The 4,532-nt window shown below is 45.4% G+C and carries 4 protein-coding genes and 1 other RNA gene; 4 read left to right on the top strand and 1 reads right to left on the bottom strand.

Translation table 11 applies throughout. The annotated features are described in order from the left end of the window. Nucleotides 1-196 precede the first annotated feature (196 nt). Nucleotides 197-393, bottom strand: a non-coding RNA gene (gene ssrS, locus CE058_RS23640) — 6S RNA. 213 nt (nucleotides 394-606) lie between these two features. Between ssrS and fdhF the strand changes: the two genes are divergently transcribed. Genes fdhF through CE058_RS25215 form a run of 4 tightly spaced genes read left to right on the top strand, consistent with a single transcriptional unit; the run spans nucleotide 607 to nucleotide 4,442 of the window. Further along, nucleotides 607-3,597 carry a formate dehydrogenase subunit alpha gene (gene fdhF / locus CE058_RS23635; protein ID WP_163145232.1) on the top strand — a complete coding sequence of 997 codons (2,991 nt, stop codon included), beginning with the start codon at nucleotides 607-609 and terminating at the stop codon, nucleotides 3,595-3,597. Further along, on the top strand, nucleotides 3,572-4,078 hold the full coding sequence (locus CE058_RS23630; protein WP_163145231.1) for a helical membrane plugin domain-containing protein: 507 nt from the start codon (nucleotides 3,572-3,574) through the stop codon (nucleotides 4,076-4,078). The genes fdhF and CE058_RS23630 overlap by 26 nt, the downstream gene beginning before the upstream one ends. Before the next feature lie 6 nt (nucleotides 4,079-4,084). Next, on the top strand, nucleotides 4,085-4,300 hold the full coding sequence (locus CE058_RS23625; protein WP_048011289.1) for a heavy-metal-associated domain-containing protein: 216 nt from the start codon (nucleotides 4,085-4,087) through the stop codon (nucleotides 4,298-4,300). A 13-nt stretch (nucleotides 4,301-4,313) separates the two neighbouring features. Beyond that, nucleotides 4,314-4,442: a zinc ribbon-containing protein gene (locus CE058_RS25215; RefSeq protein ID WP_261391658.1), complete on the top strand. Its 129-nt coding sequence runs from the start codon at nucleotides 4,314-4,316 to the stop codon at nucleotides 4,440-4,442. The last annotated feature ends 90 nt before the right edge of the window (nucleotides 4,443-4,532 follow it).

The following is a 4,532-nucleotide window of genomic DNA, read 5'->3' as shown; positions in this document are numbered from 1 at the left end:
AACCAATCGGGTTCGTAGTGTCGATTGATCGAAGCGCTAGCGGAGATCTTAGCGACACTAGAACGCGACTAACAATCAGTGGGGGATAAGGAAAACCCCCACTGAGTGAAGTTTCACTTTATCTTGGTTTAACCATAATTTTAATTTCTAAACGCAAAAAAACCAGCTCCCATCAGGAACTGGTTTGATTACAGTATGTACAGCCGCCATTGCCGTAAATAATGATAAGAAAGTTTTAAACCACCACTCCTCAAAGTGGGTGTTCGCAGAAACATTCCTGCCTGTCCTCCTTGTCATATAGACGGAGGCCTGTCATTCCCGTTTCAATGTAAAACTCCCTATTACAGCTTAAAGGTTAAAACTTTATTATGATTACGCACAATGCAGCTTGTATTTATATATTAACGGATACAGAGTAATTTTTCAATGGGCATGCTCAGGTTTTTTTCAAGTGCGAAAAATGGTTTACCAAGAAAATAAGCGCTCCTCATTAGCAGCCATTTCTCTCCTCAGATCCCACTGCCAATTCAGCCCATTTTGTAATACATTTCCCACTTTTAACAAATACTTTTTTAATAGAACGAAATGAATAGGCGGTGGTGTATTATGGACAGAGAAAAATTCACCTTTTACCTGGATGAAAAAGAAATCCAAGCAAAGCCGGGACAGTCGATTTTTGAGGCGGCGCGGGATCATAAACACTTTCTCCCGGGGATTTGTTCTTCCCAGCCGGATTTAGGGGTTGGCGTCATTCAGACGTGCGATACCTGCTACGTGGAGATTGATGGCGAATTGAAAAGGTCCTGTGCGACTAAAGCCGAGCCGGATCTAAAAGTAAGTTCATTGTCGGAGCTGGCAAAGGAAGCACAGCTTGAAGGAATGTCCCGCATCTTAAAAAATCATGAGCTATACTGCACGGTTTGTGATAACAATAATGGAAACTGTGTGGTGCATAATACTGCCGAGCATTTTAAGATTGAGCATCAGAAGTATGAATTTAAGCCAAAGCCTTACCCTCAGGATAACTCAAATCCCTTTTACCGGTATGAACCGGATCAGTGTATCCTTTGCGGACTTTGTGTGGAAGCGTGCCAGGATCTGCAGGTGAGCGAGGTACTGAGCATTGCCTGGGACCGGGAGCAGCCGCGAGTGATTTGGGATAATGATGTGCCGATTAATGAATCCTCTTGTGTATCCTGCGGGCATTGTGTGACGGTGTGCCCATGCAATGCATTAATGGAGAAATCGATGCTCGGCAAAGCAGGCTATCTTACGAATATTCCAAAGCCGCTTCTTGAGCCGATGATTGATTTAACAAAAGAAGTTGAGCCAGGCTATAAAGAGATTTTTGCTATATCCAATGTAGAGGCAGCAATGCGGGAAGCCCGTATTAAGCGCACCAAAACGGTCTGCACCTATTGCGGAGTCGGATGCAGCTTTGAAGTTTGGACGAAAGACCGGGAAATTCTCAAAATCCAGCCGTCACCTGAAGCCCCTGTTAATGGGATTTCAACTTGTGTAAAAGGAAAATTCGGCTGGAGCTTTGTGAACAGCAAAGAGCGCCTCACCAAGCCCCTAATCAGAAAGGGAGAAAAATTTTATGAAGCGACATGGGATGAGGCCCTCTCTTTGATTGCAGAGAAATTCACTGGCATTAAAGAAGAAAATGGGCCGGATGCCCTCGGCTTTATCGCATCTTCTAAGTGTTCCAACGAAGAAAACTATCTGTTCCAGAAGCTTGCCAGGGCTATTTTTAAAACGAACAATATTGATAATTGTTCCAGATACTGTCAGACACCTGCCTCCATGGGTCTTATCCGCACAGTCGGCATTGGCGGAGACTCCGGTACGATGAAGGATATTGCAAGCTCTGAATTAATCATTGTTGTCGGAGCGAACCCTGCAGAATCACATCCTGTTCTCGCAACACGAATTAAACGGGCGCATAAATTGGCAGACCAGAAGCTGATTGTTGCTGACCTTCGGAAAAATGATCTGGCGGACCGGGCTGATTTGCATATCCATCCGAAACCGGGCACGGATCTTGTATGGCTTTCAGCTGTAACGAAATACTTTTTTGACCAGGGATGGGAAGACCGAGAATTTCTTAACACGCGTGTGAATCAAGTGGATGAATACAAAAAGTCCCTTGAAAAATTCACGCTGGATTATGCGGAAGAAACAACCGGGATCGCAAAAGAAACACTAATCAAAATGGCTGAAATGATTCATGATGCTAAAGGCACATGCATTTTATGGGCCATGGGTGTTACCCAGCACTTAGGCGGCACGGATACAAGCACCGCGATTTGCAACCTGCTTTTAGTTACAGGCAATTTTGGCAAGCCGGGTGCGGGCGCCTACCCTCTGCGCGGCCACAATAACGTGCAGGGTGCGAGTGATTTTGGGACAATGCCTACCTGGCTTCCGGGATATCAGCCAATAGAAAATGACGAAATACGCACCCGCTTTGAACAAGCCTGGGGCACAGAACTTCCAATAAACCCTGGTCTCAACAATCATCAGATTGTAGAAGCCATCCAGGCTGGCAAAGTAAAGGCAATGTATCTTTTTGGCGAAGAAATGGGCCTTGTGGATTCGAATATCAATTATGTTCACGAAGCCTTTGAAAAACTGGATTTCTTTGTCGTGCAGGATATTTTCTTTTCCAAGACGGCTCAATTTGCAGATGTGATTCTGCCGGCAGCGCCAAGCCTTGAAAAAGACGGCACCTTCACGAATACAGAGCGGCGGATCCAGCGATTTAATAAAGTTTTCGAGCCGCTCGGAGAAAGCAAACCGGATTGGCTCATTTTTCAGGAGCTGGCCAACAAGCTTGGGACAAACTGGCATTATAACGATCCAAGTGAAATTATGGATGAAGCCGCTAAGCTTTCGCCTGTTTTTGCCGGTGTAAGCTACAAGCGACTTGAAAACTGGGAAAGTCTTGTTTGGCCTGTTGCTCCGGATGGAAAGGATACACCTTTACTCTACAAGGATCAATTTCATTTTCCGGATGGAAAAGCCCGCTTAATTACTGTGGATTGGACTCCTCCTTTTGAAGCCGGAGAGGAATATGACCTTCATTTGAACAATGGAAGAATCCTGGAGCATTTCCATGAAGGCAATATGACCTATCAATCCGAAGGAATTTCCTATAAGGTGCCGGAGCTATGGCTGGAGGTTTCTCCTGAACTGGCAGACGAGCGGAACATCAAAACCGGCAGTCTTGTGCGACTCACCTCCCCTTACGGCCATGTTAAAGTAAAAGTATGGGTGACAGATCAGGTTAAGGGGAAAGAACTGTATTTGCCGATGCATACAACTGAAGGAATGGGAGCAGTCAACAAGCTAACCAGCAGCTATCATGACAAAATTACCCATACGCCGAACTACAAGGAAATGCAGGTGAAAATGGAAGTGCTGGAACGGGACGGCGATTCACCGCTTCCTCATCACAACTTCCGATTTGGCAACCCACAGCCGCATATTGGCGTCGAAACAGAGAAAAAATGGAGCCGGGACGACTTCATCTCCATTCCGGAAATGCTGAAAAAGGAGGGTATCTACGATGGCGAAAGCGATCAAGCAAATTGAACTGGTTCAGCCTTCAGCCGAGGAAGAGCAAGCACAGGATATAGCGGGTCTTTTAACACAGCTCAGCCAGAATCGTGAGGCCCTCTCAAGTGCCATCGATATCATCGGACAGCTGCAAAAGTCTGGAATACTTGATATTATCCAGGGATTTCTGCATTCGAAAGAAAAAGTGGCTGCCATTGCGATTGACCAGGTTAACCAGCCGAACATGCACAATATCATCCGCAACGGTTTTAATACCGTCGATTTTCTGGGCTCCCTCGATCCGCAGCAGATGAATATCATGATGAGTGCTGTCACAAAAGGCCTTGATGAATCGGCAGAAGTGATGAAAAGGAACGAAAAGACCGGTGTGCTCGGGCTTATGAAAGCGCTGCGTGATCCTGATATTAATCTGGCCATCAATTCTATGCTCGGTTTTCTCAAAGGGATGGGCAGGGAAATGGGCAAAGAGCACAGTCATTATAAAACAGGAGAGTGATTTTTAATGATTACTCGAACAGTATCTATTGAAAACATGAATCAGACGGATGAAGAAAAACTAAGCAAAGCTCTGTATGATGTCTGGGGTGTACGAAAGATTAAGCTGAATTCCATGAGTGGTGAAGCAGTTATTTCATTTGATGAAGATGCTGCTTCCGTCATGGATTTTGAACAGGCTATTAAAGACTGCGGATATAACATCCTATCAAGTGATGAATAAGGGGGCGTTAACTTTGGCAAAGGTCTGTGAAATCTGCGGGCACATAGAGGAAACGGAAGAAGAGGAATACAGTCTTGATATGCTGGTTATCTGCCCGGATTGCTCTAATGACCGCGTTCATCCATTTTCATTCGAAAATTAATAAAAGCGCAAGCGCCTTGCCCACCCCCGACAAGCACAAGACGAGCTTCCCGGAAAGGCGTTCTTTCCTTTTTGGGAGGATTGGCTTGTG

It is taken from the genome of Bacillus sp. 22-7, assembly GCF_010628845.1.
In the GTDB taxonomy this organism is placed as follows: domain Bacteria; phylum Bacillota; class Bacilli; order Bacillales; family Cytobacillaceae; genus Cytobacillus; species Cytobacillus firmus_B.
The sequence above is the reverse complement of the archived record's forward strand: the minus strand, read 5'-3'. Positions and strand labels throughout refer to the sequence as shown.

Bases quoted from the DNA above. Each gene is read 5' to 3' on its own strand.
- CE058_RS23625 (WP_048011289.1), top strand. From the start codon at position 4,085: ATGATTACTCGAACAGTATCTATTGAAAACATGAATCAGACGGATGAA.
- CE058_RS23630 (WP_163145231.1), top strand. From the start codon at position 3,572: ATGGCGAAAGCGATCAAGCAAATTGAACTGGTTCAGCCTTCAGCCGAG.
- fdhF (WP_163145232.1), top strand. From the start codon at position 607: ATGGACAGAGAAAAATTCACCTTTTACCTGGATGAAAAAGAAATCCAA.